The 15,478-nt window shown below is 59.6% G+C and carries 14 protein-coding genes; 8 read left to right on the top strand and 6 right to left on the bottom strand.

Annotated elements, in window-relative coordinates; all coding sequences use genetic code 11:
• Nucleotides 1-46 precede the first annotated feature (46 nt).
• Complete coding sequence (locus tag JFV30_RS05445; protein WP_201122346.1) at nucleotides 47-2,974, top strand: HD domain-containing phosphohydrolase; 2,928 nt, start codon at nucleotides 47-49, stop codon at nucleotides 2,972-2,974.
• A gap of 89 nt (nucleotides 2,975-3,063) precedes the next feature.
• Here the strand turns inward: JFV30_RS05445 and mqo are convergent, their stop codons facing one another.
• Nucleotides 3,064-4,710 (bottom strand): malate dehydrogenase (quinone), encoded by a 1,647-nt coding sequence (mqo, locus tag JFV30_RS05440; RefSeq protein WP_201122345.1) that lies wholly within the window; start codon nucleotides 4,708-4,710, stop codon nucleotides 3,064-3,066.
• A gap of 493 nt (nucleotides 4,711-5,203) precedes the next feature.
• Here mqo and JFV30_RS05435 point away from each other — a divergent pair, with 493 nt between their 5' ends.
• Nucleotides 5,204-6,391: an MFS transporter gene (locus JFV30_RS05435; protein WP_201122343.1), complete on the top strand. Its 1,188-nt coding sequence runs from the start codon at nucleotides 5,204-5,206 to the stop codon at nucleotides 6,389-6,391.
• Nucleotides 6,392-6,493: 102 nt separating this feature from the next.
• Nucleotides 6,494-7,132 carry a LysE family translocator gene (locus JFV30_RS05430; protein WP_201122341.1) on the top strand — a complete coding sequence of 213 codons (639 nt, stop codon included), beginning with the start codon at nucleotides 6,494-6,496 and terminating at the stop codon, nucleotides 7,130-7,132.
• Nucleotides 7,133-7,209: 77 nt separating this feature from the next.
• Here the strand turns inward: JFV30_RS05430 and JFV30_RS05425 are convergent, their stop codons facing one another.
• Nucleotides 7,210-7,431 (bottom strand): hypothetical protein, encoded by a 222-nt coding sequence (locus JFV30_RS05425; protein WP_201122339.1) that lies wholly within the window; start codon nucleotides 7,429-7,431, stop codon nucleotides 7,210-7,212.
• Nucleotides 7,432-7,894: 463 nt separating this feature from the next.
• Entirely contained in the window at nucleotides 7,895-8,422 is a 528-nt protein-coding gene (locus tag JFV30_RS05420) for a LysR family transcriptional regulator (protein WP_201122338.1), read from the bottom strand.
• A 95-nt stretch (nucleotides 8,423-8,517) separates the two neighbouring features.
• Here JFV30_RS05420 and JFV30_RS05415 point away from each other — a divergent pair, with 95 nt between their 5' ends.
• The 3 genes from JFV30_RS05415 (at nucleotide 8,518) to tal (ending at nucleotide 11,437) form a co-directional block, all read left to right on the top strand.
• Nucleotides 8,518-9,111 (top strand): LysE family translocator, encoded by a 594-nt coding sequence (locus JFV30_RS05415; protein ID WP_201122336.1) that lies wholly within the window; start codon nucleotides 8,518-8,520, stop codon nucleotides 9,109-9,111.
• Between the two features lie 87 nt (nucleotides 9,112-9,198).
• On the top strand, nucleotides 9,199-10,194 hold the full coding sequence (dusA, locus tag JFV30_RS05410) for a tRNA dihydrouridine(20/20a) synthase DusA (protein ID WP_201122334.1): 996 nt from the start codon (nucleotides 9,199-9,201) through the stop codon (nucleotides 10,192-10,194).
• Between the two features lie 316 nt (nucleotides 10,195-10,510).
• On the top strand, nucleotides 10,511-11,437 hold the full coding sequence (gene tal, locus JFV30_RS05405; protein ID WP_201122332.1) for a transaldolase: 927 nt from the start codon (nucleotides 10,511-10,513) through the stop codon (nucleotides 11,435-11,437).
• Nucleotides 11,438-11,524: 87 nt separating this feature from the next.
• Here the strand turns inward: tal and rssC are convergent, their stop codons facing one another.
• From rssC to JFV30_RS05390, 3 genes are all read right to left on the bottom strand, one after another.
• Nucleotides 11,525-12,007: an anti-sigma factor antagonist RssC gene (rssC, locus tag JFV30_RS05400; protein ID WP_201122330.1), complete on the bottom strand. Its 483-nt coding sequence runs from the start codon at nucleotides 12,005-12,007 to the stop codon at nucleotides 11,525-11,527.
• The gene (gene rssB / locus JFV30_RS05395) at nucleotides 12,007-13,188 is read right to left on the bottom strand and encodes a two-component system response regulator RssB (protein ID WP_201122328.1); all 1,182 of its coding nucleotides are present in this window, start codon (nucleotides 13,186-13,188) and stop codon (nucleotides 12,007-12,009) included. Before rssB ends, rssC begins: the two co-directional genes overlap by 1 nt.
• A gap of 346 nt (nucleotides 13,189-13,534) precedes the next feature.
• Nucleotides 13,535-14,224 (bottom strand): MlaA family lipoprotein, encoded by a 690-nt coding sequence (locus tag JFV30_RS05390; protein WP_029616133.1) that lies wholly within the window; start codon nucleotides 14,222-14,224, stop codon nucleotides 13,535-13,537.
• 196 nt (nucleotides 14,225-14,420) lie between these two features.
• On the opposite strand from JFV30_RS05390, the gene JFV30_RS05385 reads away from it, so the two are divergent.
• Nucleotides 14,421-15,032 carry an HAD family phosphatase gene (locus JFV30_RS05385; protein ID WP_169387445.1) on the top strand — a complete coding sequence of 204 codons (612 nt, stop codon included), beginning with the start codon at nucleotides 14,421-14,423 and terminating at the stop codon, nucleotides 15,030-15,032.
• 110 nt (nucleotides 15,033-15,142) lie between these two features.
• Nucleotides 15,143-15,409, top strand: coding sequence for a DUF4404 family protein (locus tag JFV30_RS05380; protein ID WP_003218929.1), 267 nt, complete (start codon nucleotides 15,143-15,145; stop codon nucleotides 15,407-15,409).
• The last annotated feature ends 69 nt before the right edge of the window (nucleotides 15,410-15,478 follow it).

Genomic DNA, 15,478 nt, shown 5'->3' with positions numbered 1-15,478 from the left:
ACGACCTATAGTCACACGACGAGCAATTTCGAAGGGTTGCTGCAAAATGCCATCTCGTCGCGTCCCCCTTTACGTGCATATTTCCTACCTGTTCGTCGGGTTGCTGCTGATCTTTGCACTGATCAACCTCAGCTATCAATTCCTCCAGACCAAGCGGTTCATGGCCGATGAAGCGCGCTCGCGCTTTGAGATCGCCGGGCAACTCACCCTCAAAGAGCTGCAAAGCCTGTATGGGCCCGCCGAACTCACCGTTGGCCTGCTGTCACAGCAACGGCTGATGAGCGCCACCACACTGGATGCACGCCTCGACAGCCTCCCGTTTCTGGTGACGATGCTGAAGGCGCAGCCGGCGGTCCGGGGTGTTTACATGGGGTATGGCAATGGCGACTTTTTCATGTTGTTCCGCGGGAATGAAAACCCGACACAGGACCCCACGCTTGCGCCGCCACCGGGTACCGCCTGGACCCTGCAGAACATACAGGCACAGGGTGGCAGACCCGTCGGCGAGTACCTTTATCTGAATGCCAACCTGTCCGTCATGGAGCGCCGGCCCGACCCCACCAATCAGTTCGATCCCCGTACACGCAGCTGGTACACAGGCGCGAAATCCGCAGGAACCTTATTTGTCACACCACCCTACCCGTTTTTTGGAACCGAGGAGGTGGGCGTCAGTTTTGCTCAGCCTACGCAAAATGGTGCCGGGGTGGCTGGCATCGATATCAGCCTGCACTCGATCGACCAACTGTTGCTGTCGACCAAAATAACCCCGGGTTCACACCTGACCGTACTCAATACAAAAAACGAGGTGATCAGTTCTGAAAAAGGCTCGCGGCTGATCGCCACCGGGAAGGGTGAAAATCGCCTGGCGCATCTTGATGAACTGAGCCTGCCAGTGACTCGACAATTTGTGGCAGCAGCCACCGCACAGCACAACGACCAATTGAGCCTCAGTACTGCCGATGGCGAATGGCAAGGCATGCGTGTTGAACTGCCGTTGGCGGGTACGCAAAACCTTTCGTTATGGATGACCACGCCGTATCGGGAGCTGATGGCCAGTGCCATAGCCACCCGCAATCACGGCTTGTTCATCTCCCTGGCGTTTCTGGCCGTGAGCATCCTTGTGGCCCTGGCAATGTCCCGGGCGGCATCCCGGCCGTTGGCGGCGTTGACCCGCCAAGCCACACAGATAGAACAATTCAACTTCGAGGCCTCCGCCCCGGTTAAATCGAACATCGCCGAAGTCATCGACCTGGCGCACGCCATGGACAGTATGAAATCCACCATTCAGCACTTTCTGGAGCTCTCGAGAGTGCTGTCCAGCGAGACTAACTTCCAGAACCTGCTGGCGCGTTTGTTGATGGAAATGCAAGGGACCACCGGGGCTAAAGGCGGCCTGATCTATCTGGCTGATGCCAATGCCAGCCACTTGAAAGTGGCGCGAGTGCGTTGGGGCAATGAGTTACAGGAAACAGCCGGGGATAAGCCGATTGAACTGGCCGATAACCCGAGCCACCCGCTGGTACGGGCGCTCAATACGCCACAGGCCAAGCCTGAGCGGTTAAGCCGGGAACAACTGCAGACTCACTTTGGTTTTCTGGGGGATATCCAGACGTCACTGACGCTTTGGGCTTTACCGCTGAAGGACCGGAGTGGCCTGTTACTGGGCGCCCTCGTGTTGCTGGTAGACGAGAACGAACGCCGACTGACGCCCTCGCTCATGGCCTTCGTCGAAGCACTGTCGAGCACCGCCGCCATCGCCCTTAACACCCAACACCTGATCGACGAGCAGAAGACTTTACTGGAGTCGTTTATCCAACTGATTGCCGGCGCGATCGATGCCAAGAGTCCCTACACCGGCGGCCACTGCCAGCGCGTACCCGAGCTGACCAAGATGCTTGCGCACGCGGCCTGCAATGAAAAAGACGGGCCACTCAAGGATTTCGCACTCAATGAAGAGCAATGGGAGGCGTTGCATATCGCGGCGTGGCTGCACGACTGCGGCAAAGTCACCACGCCCGAATACGTGGTGGATAAAGCCACCAAACTTGAAACGCTGTACGACCGCATCCATGAAGTGCGGATGCGCTTCGAGGTGCTCAAGCGCGACGCCGAACTCGATTACTGGAAGGGTATCGCTGCCGGCGGCCCTACCGAAACACTGCACACCGAACTGACTGAAAAACTCGCGCAACTGGATGACGATTTCGCCTTTGTTGCCCAATCCAATATCGGCGGAGAGTTCATGGCGCCGGACCGCGTCGAACGCATGCAGAAACTGGCCACCTGCACGTGGCGGCGGACACTGTCGGATCGTATCGGCATTTCCAACGATGAAACTGCCCGCAAACAACGCTCGGCCGAGGCAGCGCTTCCGGTGATGGAGCCCTTGCTGGCCGATCGTCCCGACCACCTGTTCCCGCGCAGCAGCCGCGACACCCTGGGTGACGACAATCCCTACGGCTTCAAGGTCAAGGTCCCGGAACACCTCTACAACCGCGGGGAGCTTTACAACCTGTGTATCGGCCGCGGCACCCTGACCGAAGAAGAGCGCTACAAGATCAACGAACACATCATCCAGACCATCAGCATGCTGGAAAAACTGCCGTTCCCGCGCCACCTCCAGGACGTCCCGGAAATAGCCGGCGGCCATCATGAAAAAATGGACGGCAACGGCTACCCGAAACGCCTCACCCGCGAGCAAATGAGCTGGCCGGCACGCATGATGGGGATCGCGGACATCTTCGAGGCATTGACCGCCGCCGACCGTCCCTACAAAAAGGGCAAGACGTTATCCGAGGCGATCAAGATCATGGTGGGCATGAAAAAAGACCAGCACATCGACCCGGAGATTTTCGACCTGTTCCTGCGCTCGGGCATCTACCTTGAGTACGCCAGGCGTTACTTGCCCGACGAGTTGATTGATGCCGTGGATATCCAGCCCTACCTGGACGTGAACCGGACTGAAGACGCTTGATCCGCAGCCAACAAAAAGCCCGCTGACCGTTACCGGTTCAGCGGGCTTTTCACATCGGCGGGGTCCTGAGTCAGGACCTCACCCACGTCTTACAGTGCGAGGTCAGAAGCGGGCTTGCTTGGCTCAGCCGCAGGCTTGGCAGCCTCGGTGGCTTTAGGCGCAGTCAGCTGCGGAATCGCTGGTGGAGGCGTCAGCTGCAGAATGTTGGCGGTGTAGGCCCATTCTTTAGCCACAGCTTCAGGGCTGTCGTTCAGCTTGGTGCCGTAGCTCGGCACGATCTGGTGCAGCTTTTCCTGCCAGGCCGGGGACGCAACCTGTTCCTTGAACACTTTCTGCAGCACGGTCAGCATGATCGGAGCCGCGGTGGACGCGCCTGGCGATGCACCCAACAGGCCTGCAATGGTGTTGTCGGCGGAGCTGACCACTTCGGTACCAAGTTTCAGGACGCCGCCCTGCTCTTCGTCACGCTTGATGATCTGCACGCGCTGACCGGCTTGCCACAGGCGCCAGTCTTCTTTCTTGGCGTTCGGGAAGTACTCTTGCAGCGCCTTGAAGCGGTCGTCATCCGACAGCATCAGTTGGCCGGCGAGGTACTCGACCAGTGGGTATTCGCGGATACCGACTTTGGTCATTGGCCAGATGTTGTGGGTGGTGGTGCTGGTCAGCAGGTCCAGGTACGAGCCTTCTTTCAGGAACTTGGTCGAGAAGGTGGCGAATGGGCCAAACAGAATCACGCGCTTGCCATCCAGCACGCGGGTGTCCAGGTGCGGAACCGACATCGGCGGTGCGCCAACGGAAGCTTTACCGTAGGCCTTGGCCAGGTGCTGCTCGGCAATCGTTGGGTTATCGGTCACCAGGAACGAACCGCCCACAGGGAAACCGGCGTATTCCTTGGCTTCAGGAATGCCCGACTTCTGCAGCAGGTGCAGTGCACCGCCGCCGGCGCCGATGAACACGAACTTGGCGTCGGTTTCAGTCTTGGTGCCGTCTTTCAGGTTTTTGTAGCTGACACGCCAGGTGCCATCGGCGTTCTTGGTGATGTCCTGCACTTCGCTCGACAGTTTCAGGTCGAACTTCGGCGTAGTTTGCAGGTGAGCGACGAACTGGCGGGTGATCTCGCCGAAGTTCACGTCGGTACCGATCGGGGTCCAGGTGGCCGCGATTTTCTGGTTCGGGTCACGCCCTTCCATCATCAGCGGGACCCATTTCTTGATCTGCACCGGGTCTTCGGAGTATTGCATGCCGGCGAACAGCGGGCTCGCCTGCAGCGCTTCATAACGCTTCTTCAGGAACTTGATGTTGTCATCGCCCCACACAAAGCTCATGTGCGGTGTGGAGTTGATGAACGAACGCGGGTTCTTCAGGACGCCCTGCTGAACCTGCCAGGACCAGAACTGACGGGAGATCTGGAACGCTTCGTTGATCTCGACCGCTTTCGGGATTTCAACGTTGCCGTTCTTGTCTTCCGGGGTGTAGTTCAGCTCAGCCAGGGCCGAGTGACCGGTACCGGCATTGTTCCAGCCGTTGGAGCTTTCTTCGGCCACGCCATCCAGGCGCTCGACCATCTCCATCGACCAGTCCGGTTGCAGCTCGTTGAGCCACACACCCAGGGTCGCACTCATGATGCCGCCGCCGATCAGCAGCACATCGACTTTCTTTGCCTCTTCCGCGTGAACGGAGGTGATCCCCATCGACAAAGCCAGCCCCAGCAGGGCAGTGTTTACTTTTTTAAACATCAGTAGCACCTATGATAGAACGCCATCCGCCCCACTGCCCCTGATCATGGGCAACCCTCAATCACGCTGCGCCAGGCAACGCACCGCGGGGTTTGCACATTCATTCGGGGACCGCAGGGTGGGCACACAAGGCCGACGTATCGACCTCACTTTTATGTCCCTTCTGCGCTGACTTCTTATCATTATTGGCTTCAGCTACCTGGGCGACAGCCAACCGCCGGGACGTATACGGGTGTACGCACCGGAGAAAGACTAGACCAAGACGGCGCGCAGAATATCACGGCAAACGGCCGGTATGCGCTGTTTGGCCAATTGACAGCTCTAAATCGCGGGTTTTAACGCGGCAGTGTCAAGCCTGACGGGCGCGACGTGGCGTCACAGGCCGTTTGATGAAACTGAACTCTGCGGCAAAAGGCTGTTCTAGACACCTTCGCCGCTGCTTGCGTAGCATCGGCGACGGTCCTTCGTGCACTTCATCCAAACAGAGTTACCCATGACTATCCAGCAAACACCCGGGCACGTGCTGCCCGCGCGCAGCGCCGCCAAAATGGAAGCTGCCATGGCCGTGGGCGCCTTCGCGATCGGCACCGGCGAATTCGCCATCATGGGCCTGATGCCCGACATCGCCCACAATTTGAACTTGAGTGAACCCCAGGTCGGCCACGCCATCAGCGCCTACGCGTTGGGCGTGATGGTCGGCGCCCCGCTGCTGGCCATCCTCGGCGCCAAACTGCTGCGCAAACACATGCTGCTGTTGCTGATGGGCCTATATGCCCTGGGCAACCTCGCCACCGCCTTCACCCCGACTTTCGGTTCGCTGGTGGCCTTCCGCTTCATCAGCGGGCTGCCCCATGGCGCCTACTTCGGTATTGCCGCCGTGGTCGCCTCCAGCATGGTGCCCAACGACAAACGCGCCGGCGCCGTGGCCCGCGTGATGATGGGCCTGACCCTGGCCATGCTGCTCGGCAACCCCATCGCCACCTTCCTCGGCCAACACCTGGGCTGGCGCTCGGCGTTCGCGCTGGTCAGCGCCATCGCCGTGTGCACCATCGCGCTGGTCTGGCAATTCGTACCGGATCGCCACGACGAACCCCGCAGCGACCCGCGAAAAGAACTGCGCGCTTTCACCAAACCCCAGGTGTGGATGGCGCTGTCGATTGGCGCTATTGGTTTTGCCGGGATGTTCTGCGTGTTCAGCTACCTGGCGCCGACCATGCTCGAAGTGACCAAAGTCTCGCCACAGTGGATTCCATTCGGTCTGGCCGCGTTTGGCGTAGGCGGCATCATCGGCAACATCGCCGGCGGCAAGCTGTTTGATCGCCTGCAATTTCGCGCCGTGGGCTGGATTATGGTGTGGTCGATGGCCGTGCTGATTTTCTTCACCTTCGCCGCCAGCTCGCTGTGGAGCGTCCTGCTGGGCATCGGCCTGGTCGGGACCATGATCGCCATGGCCGCGCCGCTGCAAATCCGCTTGATGGACATTGCTCATGAAGCGCCGAGCCTGGCGGCGGCGTCCAACCACGCGGCGTTCAACCTGGCGAATGCGCTAGGCCCGTGGTTGGGTGGGATGGCGATTACAGCGGGGTATGGGTGGACAAGCACGGGCTATATTGGCGCGGCTACGGCGCTGGTTGGGTTGGGTATTTACCTGATCGCACGGCGTATGAAGGGCGGGCACTAAACCCGAGGAATAAACACCGGGCTGCAAGCGTTATGTTATGGATAGGCCGCTGGTTGACCGACAACCCGGCCCCTTCCATCACTTATAAAAACAAGGGCCCCCATGGACATCACACTCCCCCTTATCAGCATCCTCGGCGCTATCGCCGTAGGCGCCGCCAGCCCTGGCCTCAGCTTCGTCTTCGTCACCCGTACGGCCATCGCCCTCTCCCGCCGTGATGCACTCGCGGCGGCGATGGGTATGGGCGTGGGTGGCGTGGTGTATGGCGGGCTTGGCCTGCTCGGCCTGCAAACCCTGTTGGCCCAGGCGCAATGGTTGTACGTGATTCTGAAGATACTGGGCGGCGCCTACCTTGTGTGGATCGCCGTGCAGCTATGGCGCTCGGCGAAAAGCCCGATTGTTGTGCCGACCACCGCGGATGGGCGACCGCAGAGCGTGCGCAAATCGTTCTCCCTCGCAGCGGTTACCCAATTGAGCAATCCGAAAGCGGCGATTGTGTATGGGAGTATTTTTGCAGCGTTTTTGCCCGCTGATCCGCCAGCCTGGACATTTGCCGTGTTGCTGCCGGCGATCTTCGCCATCGAAGCAGGTTGGTACACCGTGGTTGCGCTGGCCTTCTCATCCGAGCGCCCGCGCGCGCTGTACCTGCGGTCCAAGCATTGGTTTGACCGCACGGCTGGCGTGGTCATGGGCACACTGGGGCTACGGCTGATCCTTGGCTCGGGCCACGTTCAGGTCTGATACTGTTCCGATGCATCCCCCGCCCCAGTGGCGAGGGAGCTTGCTCCCGTCGGGCTGCGCAGCAGCCCAACGCTCCATCAGTCGTCGTGCATCAACCCCGAACCATACTCCCCATAACTACTGCCAAGCCCATTGCCCCCAAAACTCATCTTGGCGGCTTTGCCCGGGGTGTGGTCACCAAACGCCTGGCATCCCCCAGAAAAACAAGGGTCACTGCTCACCCCTGAAGAACCCGACGAACACGCGCTCAACAGCAACGCGCCGGCGATCATCACAACTTTGACGAGGTTCGCGATCATTTTTTCAGTTCCCTGTGGGCTGGAGGCGCGGGGGTCCTCTCTTAGCGAGGATCGTAAACCTCAAAGGCGTTGGGAATGATGAAACTTTTCAGGGGGACAGCGCTGGTTCAGGCTGCCTCCGTTTAACCGATCCCCCATTCACAATTGATCAAGATGCTCATGAATATGCCGGACAAGCTCCACAGCTGCAGCACTCGCCGTCCCTTTTGATCTCAGCAGCGAAATCGCAAACGGCGGCAACTCCGGCAACTGCGCCTGCGCAGGCAGAACTTCCAAACCGGGGGCACTGCCGACTTCAGCCAGGCCGACACCGCCAGATCGCCGCCGACCATCGCGCGTGTTGTCTCAAGATTGCCGTTATCAAAGACCATCTTCCATTGTCGATCCTGGCCTTGCAGGGCCGTGATCACTGACTCACGAAAGGCACACGTCTCGGCGACCAGCGAGATCGCCAACGGCGTATTCAGGAAAGCCGTCCCCCCTTGGCGCCAACCCATACCAAACGATCGATCGACAGGCATTCACCGCTGGCACCACCGGCCGCTTCTTCGATAATGGCCAAGTCCAATGAGCCTTTGCTGACCTCGGCTTTCAGCTCCAGCGACGAGCCACAGGTGAGTGACAAATCCACCTGCCCATTCGCCTCGACAAACGCCTTGAGTATCGGCGCAATCCACTCGCCCGCAAGATCGTAAGGTACGCCCAGGCGCACCCGCCCCTCGAGCGCGCTGCCCTTCACGTCTGCCCAAATTTGCTGATTCAACGCGAGCATTTGCTGGGCCTTGGTAAACAAGCGCTCACCGAGAGGCGCCAGGCGAATGCCACGACGGTCACGTACGAACAACGTCCCGCCCAGCACTTCCTCCAATCGCCTAATCTGTTGGCTGACCGCTCCCTGGCTCACATGCAGATGCTGAGCAGCCACCGTCATGCTGCGTTGCTCAGCGACGACGACGAAGCTGCGCAGGAGTATCAGGTCGAGTGTCTGCATGGCATTAGCAACCCTAATTTATAGCATTATAAACATTAGCTTTAATGCTACCGGGCAACAGGCTATTAAGTCGAGACCACTTAAGGAAACTCGTCATGTTCGGATCAATCCTCCCGCTTCTGCTCTTCGTTATGGTCGCCACCTTCAGCCCCGGCGGCGCGACCACCTTGGCAACGGCATCCGGCGCAAACTTCGGTTGGGTGCGCTCACTTCCATTACTGGCGGGCATCTCGTTCGGCTTGGCGCTCATGGCCGTCGCGGCGGCTGGCGGTCTGGGCAGCCTGATCCTGGCGGCGCCATCGCTGCAACTGGGAATGAAACTGGTGGGCTCTGCTTATCTGTTGTGGCTCGCCTGGCAAATCGCAAAACGAGGAAAACCGGGCAGCGCAGCGATCAGCGAAAGGCCAGCGAGTTTCCTTACCGGCATCTGGATGCTCCTGCAAAACCCCAAAGGCTGGGCGATGACGCTCAGCGCTGCTGCCTCATTCGCTTCACTGACACCAGGGCCTGCGTCACTGGCGCTGCTGCTGAGCCTGGTGTTTGGCGTGTCCTGCATGTGCTCGCTGGCGCTGTGGTGTGGTGCCGGCCTGGCGCTGTCACGGCAGTTGAAGAGTGAACGGCAATGGCGTGTTTTAAACATGATGCTGGGGGCGTTGCTGGTCGTGTCCATTGTGCCGATCTGGCTTTAGCGTGCTCCCCAGGGGAGAGCCCTACAGCCTTATACAAGCCCGTTCCTGATAAACTCTTCCCTCAGCCCCATCCATTCAGATTTTCCAATGTCCCTAACTACCGCGTCACCCCAATCCTTCTCCCGCCGGTTCAGCGTTGCGCCGATGATGGATTGGACGGACAGACACTGCCGCTTCTTCCTGCGCCTACTGTCCAAAAACGCCCTCCTCTACACCGAGATGGTGACCACCGGCGCAATCCTCCACGGCGACCACGAACGCTTCCTGCGCCACAACGAGGCCGAGCATCCGCTTGCGTTGCAGTTGGGCGGTAGCGTTCCTGCCGACCTGGCCGCCTGCGCCCGTATGGCCCAGGACGCCGGTTACGACGAGGTGAACCTCAATGTCGGCTGCCCCAGCGACCGGGTGCAAAACAACATGATCGGCGCGATCCTGATGGCACACCCTGCGTTGGTGGCGGATTGCGTAAAGGCCATGCAGGACGCGGTGTCGATCCCGGTAACGGTAAAGCACCGCATCGGTATCAATGGCCGGGACAGTTACGCTGAGCTGTGCGATTTCGTCGGCCAGGTGAAAAACGCAGGCTGCACCAGTTTCACCGTGCATGCGCGAATCGCCATCCTGGAAGGTCTGTCACCGAAGGAGAATCGGGACATTCCGCCATTGCGCTACGACGTGGCGGCGCAGTTGAAGCAGGATTTCCCGGAGCTTGAGATCATTCTCAACGGCGGGATCAAGACGCTGGAGCAGTGCCAGGAGCATTTGCAGACGTTCGACGGCGTGATGCTGGGCCGTGAGGCTTATCACAATCCGTATTTGCTGGCCGAGGTGGATCAACAGCTGTTTGGCAGCACTGCGCCGGTGATCACGCGCGCCGAGGCGTTGGCGCAGTTACGCCCTTATATAGCCGAGCACCTGGCGACAGGCGGATCAATGCACCACATCACCCGCCATGTTCTGGGGCTGGGGACGGGTTTTCCGGGGGCGCGCAAGTTTCGGCAGTTGTTGTCGGTGGATATTCATAAGGCCACTGATCCACTGGCGTTGCTGGATAAGGCGGGGGAGTTGTTGGAGGGGCGGTGAGTTGGGTGTCAGTGGGTTTATCTGGCGGCTGACACGACGCTTTCGCGAGCAAGCCCGCTCCCACATTTTGGGTGGGGGTGTGTCAGGAGGACTGGGGCCTCATCGCAGGCAAGCCAGCTCCCACAGTTTAGCGGGGTGGTCATCGGGCAGTCGGGTTGAACCTGCCGGCTGTTTTGGCCTCCTATTCAGCAGTGGCCGGTGATTCAAACGGCTGTTTTCAGGTTGTTGCCCTCGCAAACGATCGAATGCATTTGCGCCCTTGAGCGGCTGTCAGCGCTCGGGTAATGTCATCAGACCCACAGGACAGAGCACGCCCATGACTTCCAAGCTGGAACAACTCAAGCAATTCACCACTGTAGTAGCCGATACCGGCGATTTTTCTACCCTCGCCAAGCTCAAGCCGCAAGACGCCACTACCAACCCTTCCCTGCTGCTCAAGGCCGCGTCGATCCCAGGCTACGCCAAGCTGCTGGACGAGGCTGTTGCCGACTGCAACGGTGACGTAGGCCTGGCCAGCGACCGTTTCGCGGTCGCCGTCGGCCAGGAAATCCTCAAAGTGGTGCCCGGCCGCATTTCCACTGAGGTGGATGCCCGCCTGTCGTTCGACACCGACGCCGTACTCAAGCGCGCGCACCGTCTGATCGACCTGTACGACAAGGCCGGCATTGGCCGCGACCGTGTGCTGATCAAGATCGCTTCCACCTGGGAAGGCATCCGCGCTGCCGAGCAACTGGAAAAGGAAGGCATCCAGACCAACCTGACCCTGCTGTTCTCCTTCGCCCAGGCCGTGGCTTGCGCTGAAGCCGGCGTGTTCCTGATTTCGCCGTTCGTGGGCCGTATCTACGACTGGTACAAGAAGGCCAACGGCAACGACTACACCGGTTCCGATGATCCGGGCGTGCAGTCGGTGACGCGCATCTACAACTACTACAAGGCCAATGGCTACAAGACCGTGGTGATGGGTGCGAGCTTCCGTAACCTGAGCCAGATCGAAGAGCTCGCCGGTTGCGACCGCCTGACCATCAGCCCGGACTTGCTGGAAAAACTGGCCGCCGACGACGGCAAGCTGGAGCGCAAGCTGGCGCCAGGCCACGCGGGCGAAGCGCGTGTGCACTTGACCGAAGCGCAGTTCCGTTGGGAATCCAACGAAGATGCGATGGCCACCGAGAAACTGGCCGAGGGCATTCGTCAGTTCGCCCGCGACCAGGAAAAACTCGAAGCGCTGTTGACCGCCAAGCTCTAAAAACGGGCGACGGCAAAAAGGGCGGTACCCTCGCGGGTACCGCCCTTTTTCGTGCCTGGCTCTTTTTTAAAAGAGGCAGCTATAAACTCAATGCCGTTCCAGCGCATTCACCAGGCCGTGGAACGCCTCGCGGTTGGAGTCGTTCAAGCCCATCAGGATCTTGTGGGCCTCCAGCACCTTGACCCGTACCACTTCCTCGGACTGGTCCTGGGACGGCAGGTCGGTCAGGCATTCCGGGCACGGGATCGGGCGGTCAACGATGTTGAACACCTGATCGAAGCCCATGGACTGCAACAGACGGGTGATGTCTTCGTGGGTGGTGACGACGGTCGGCAGCAGTCCGACCTTCTGCCGAGACAGAATGGACAACTTGGCCAACAGCCCAAGGGTGGTGCTATCGATGCTGCGGGTTTCGGTCAGATCGATCACGATCGCCGAGAAATTCAAGGCTGTGAAAATCCGCTCAATCGTCGCATCCAGCGCCGAACACAAGGTCAGGCGCACTTCACCGACAAACTTCAGGACAAAAGTCCCGTCTTGCTCGGCGAACTGGATTCTTCCGGTACTCATCAAAGATTCCTGCTCAACACCAATAGGGCGATATCATCCGGCATCTCCCCTAGCGTGGCCAATCCAAAAACCTGCCGCAGGCCATCCAGGCTGCCGCCCGCCGACCTGACCCGTTGGGGTAAGGCGGCTTCTTTCTCTTTGAGTGTAGGCTCTGGCAAAAGGTCCAGGATACCGTCAGACATCAGCGTCAGGCTGAACGTCGGCGGCAGTTCCAGGATGTGGTCTTCGTAGGTGGCTTCATTGAACAAGCCCACTGGCAAACCACGCCCTTCCAGGTAGCGCACACTGTCTGGAGTGTATAAAACCGGCAATGGCAGGTGACCGCCAATGCTGTAGGTCAAAAGACCCGTTTCTTCATCAATCACGCCGCCGACCATCGTCACGTGCTTGCCCAGCTTGCAGCTGATCAGGCCCCGGTTGATGTGGCCCAGCACTTGCGAAGGGGTGAACTCCGGCAAGGTGCCACTGCGCTTGGATTCGAACAACAGCCGTGTGGTCATGAATTTCAACAACACGGTCACGAATGCCGAGGAGGCGCCGTGGCCGGAAACGTCGGCCAGGTAGAACGCGACACGCCGCTCGTCAACGCGGAAGTAGTCGACAAAATCACCCGACAGGTACAACGACGGGATGATCTGGTGGGCAAACTTGAATTCGTCGATGCTCCACGGGCTCACCGGCAACATGTTCATCTGCACCTGGCGACCGGCGTTCTGGTCTTCCTGGAGCAGGTTCAGGCTGGCTTCGAGTTCGCGGTTGGCGGTTTCGAGCTTTTCACGGTAACGCTGGTTTTCCAGCAGCAACCGTGCACGATCCAGGGCGCGGCGCACCGAGTGCTCCAGCACGGCCAGGTCTTCCAGGGGCTTGATCAGGTAGTCGGCGGCGCCCAGGCGCAACGCCTCGACGGCATCGTTCATCACGCCGGCACCGGACACGACGATCACCGGCGTCTGCGGGGCAATGTCGGTCACCTGGCGGATCAGCTCAAGACCGCCGACCTGAGGCATGCGCAGGTCGCAGATAACCAGGTCGGGCTTGTCGCGCTCGAACACCTGGAGACCCTGGAGGCCGTTGCTGGCCTGCAGGACGCTGAAGCCACTGTCTTCCAAATAGGCCGCGAGACTCGCGCGCACTACTTCGTCGTCATCGATTATCAGCAGCGTGGCACTGGTTTTTTGCATGTGGGCAAACGGCGCCAGAATTAGGTTGGCGTAGGCAGCTCGACAATGGCCGGGCTTACTACTGGATTCGCTTTCTAGCCTCTCTGTCCTACAAAGTGCCGGGATATTGCCCATGCACAAAGGTAAAGCAGAGGTGCCCTTCTAAGGCGCAGACGGTACTCCCATCCGCCAGGGGTTTCAAGCTCATGCCGATGGTCGCCGGGCGTCTTTACATCGCAAATCACCGGTAGTTATAAGAACGTATAAAACCGCGACTTAAAGTAAGGACGTAACCCACGGATAAACCTCGAATCCCGCCCACGAAAAAGGCGACCCGAGGGCCGCCTTTTTCATTTAAGCCCGAGGCTTAAAAGTCGTCTACAACCTTGCCATCCTTGACCTTGAACTCGCGATTCTGCAAGTAGGCGTTGCGGATAAAGGTGTATTTGTCGCCGCTGATCAGCTTCTCGGAGGACAGCAGGCTGGCACGGGTGTCGACGATATTCAGGCCGAAGGTGCTGTTGCGCCAGCCGATATCGTTCATGTAGCGGTAGGGCTGGGTGTAGCTGTCCACGTACTTGGACGGCGCATCACGCAGGGTGCTTGGGCCCAGCAGCGGCAGCATCACGTAAGGACCGCTGCCAACGCCCCAGTGGCCGAGGGTCTGGCCGAAATCTTCGTCATTGCGTTGCAGCCCCATTTTGGTGCCGACATCAATGAAGCCCAGCACGCCGAACGTGGTGTTCACCAGCAAGCGGGCAGTGTCGACACCGGCAGCGTGCGGCTTGAGTTGCAACACGTCGTTGGCAAAGTTGCCGACGTCGCCGATGTTGCGGAAGAAGTTGTGGACGCCGTCCTGCACAAATTGCGGGGTCACGAACTGATAGCCTTGAGCCAACGGCTTGAGGGCGTAGGTGTCAACGGTGTCGTTGAAGGTGAAGATCGGGCGGTTGACGCTTTCCCATGGATCATCTTCCGAGGCCGCCTGGGCCGCGAAAGGAACCAGCAATACGCTGGCACATACGGATAGCTGAGCTAGACATTGGCTCCAGCGCATAGCTTGAACTCCTTGAATGGTCTGTCATGGGCGCTATGCCCTGAATGTGGCCGTCAGTATATGACGGAAGTGTCAGATTAGGCAGCCTTGCAGAAATGTCATTCCGGTAAATGCACAAAATTCCTACAAATAGAACCGATGTAACCTGCTTGTCATCGGCGTCCGCTAGCGTGACTGCTATTTCAGGGACGTCGAAATGCCCCACGCCGAAGTTGTTGTTGCCAGCGCCCCGTCCTTGACGGCCGTACTGTTCGGGCTGAGTGGCTGCCTAGTGGACTTTGGTTCCCAGGCCCGTGCCGACTCCGCCCCCTCAACCGACACACACGCCACTGTCGGCGCGCTGAAGATCCTGCGCAGCCTCGAAGAACAGCGCGTCCCGTGCGCGTGGCTGGACGAACTACCCGTGGCGGTTTCCACGCCCCTGGCCGCCGGGCTGCCCCGCTGGGTCAAGGCCACCCAGCCCTCCTCCACCCGCTGGCCCGCACCCCATGCGTGCTGGCAGGCATTGATGGAACTGAATATCGAACGCCTGGAGGGCTGCGTCCTGGTCAGTGGCGAGCCGCGCCTGCTGCAATCAGGGCTCAACGCCGGGCTGTGGACCATCGGCCTGGCTTCCTGCGGCTCGCTGTGCGGGCTTTCCCCGGCGCACTGGCAGGCACTCACCGAGAAGGAACGCGAACAGAAGCGCGCCAAGGCCACTGTCGCGCTCTATGGCCTGGGCGTGCATTCGGTAATTGACCACCTCGGCGAACTGCCCACCTGCCTGGCAGACATCAGCCTGCGCCAGCTCAAGGGCGAGAAGCCCTGATCGAGATCATGCACAGTCGGCGCCAGTGGATTAATCTACAGGTCAGCCCGTAGACCTTTCACGGCGTGCCGCGGTCTATGCCAGTGCCTATCGATAAAAGGAAGAACGCCATGCCTGCCCGCGAACAACTGCAAGAACAGGTCAAAATTTTGCGCGAGCAATTGGATCAGAATCCAGAAATGCCACTCGAAAAGCGCGAAGAGCTGCAAACACTGATTGCCGAACTGGAAGTTCAGGAGCCGTTGGAAGGCGCCATTCAGGATCCGAGTATCGCCGACGGTGTGAACCTGGCGGTGGAACGCTTTGAGCTGGACCACCCGGGGATTGCCGGGACCTTGCGCAATATTGTGGTGACCCTGGGTAACATCGGGATCTAATAGCCCGACACCTATCAAATGTGGGAGCGGGCTTGCTCGCGAATGCGGTCCGTCAGCTGATACATAGGC

Origin of the sequence: Pseudomonas sp. TH32 (assembly GCF_016650855.1) — a bacterium.
Lineage (GTDB): Bacteria > Pseudomonadota > Gammaproteobacteria > Pseudomonadales > Pseudomonadaceae > Aquipseudomonas.
The sequence above is the reverse complement of the archived record's forward strand: the minus strand, read 5'-3'. Positions and strand labels throughout refer to the sequence as shown.